The organism is Corynebacterium sp. CCUG 71335 (assembly GCF_024454075.1).
Taxonomy (GTDB): domain Bacteria; phylum Actinomycetota; class Actinomycetes; order Mycobacteriales; family Mycobacteriaceae; genus Corynebacterium; species Corynebacterium genitalium.
In genome coordinates this window covers 1-988 of sequence record NZ_JAGPYY010000029.1, presented here as the reverse complement: position 1 = coordinate 988, position 988 = coordinate 1, and the positions used below count along the sequence as shown (strand labels likewise).

General features: G+C 53.3%; 1 rRNA gene. It reads right to left on the bottom strand.

Going from position 1 to position 988, the window contains the following annotated elements:
* Positions 1-627: 627 nt before the first annotated feature.
* Positions 628-988, bottom strand: a 16S ribosomal RNA gene (locus tag KBX19_RS11260); the annotation flags it as partial.

Genomic DNA, 988 nt, shown 5'->3' with positions numbered 1-988 from the left:
CGGCCCAGCATGCCAAGGCATCCACCATGCGCCCTTAAGCAACAAACACAAACACACACCCACACCAACCACAACAACAAGCCGTAATCAGCGCACTAGGCGTGTGCCCGGATACACAAACACATACTCACAATCACAAAATACTCACACCAAACCAGAACAAGAACAATCATCCTCGCCCCAACTCGATGAGAAATACACTTCTCTTCAAAGAAGAAAGATGCTCGCGTCCACTATACAGTTCTCACACACCACACCCAGCAGACACAAACACCACCACAGTGACATTCGTATCTATCCGGGCCACAAGGACAACCACCCACACACCACGCAACCCACACGAGTCACACCACAGCGTGCGGGCACCATGTGCTGCCCCAGACACCCAACAGCGCACCAATGCTTCTGACAAAAACCGGTTGATCGCTCAATCATGCGACACCCACACACATCCCTGCGTGCATCTCCTGGAGGCATCCTTACCCCCCGGGTGCATGTCCACCTGGAAATTTTCACAAAAAGTACGGGTCTGCAGCACCACACACGGATACTCAACAGCCCAACTAGCACCACAACTGCAACTGCAGCTGTTCACCATGCCAGCCAAAAAATAGTAAAGCTCCTTAGAAAGGAGGTGATCCAGCCGCACCTTCCGGTACGGCTACCTTGTTACGACTTCGTCCCAATCGCCGATCCCACCTTCGACAGCTCCCTAACGAGTTTGGGCCACTGGCTTCGGGTGTTACCAACTTTCATGACGTGACGGGCGGTGTGTACAAGGCCCGGGAACGTATTCACCGCAGCGTTGCTGATCTACGATTACTAGCGACTCCGACTTCATGGGGTCGAGTTGCAGACCCCAATCCGAACTAAGACCGGCTTTAGAGCGATTAGCTCCACCTCACAGTGTCGCTGCGCGTTGTACCGACCATTGTAGCATGTGTGAAGCCCTGGACATAAGGGGCATGATGATTTGACGTCATCCCCA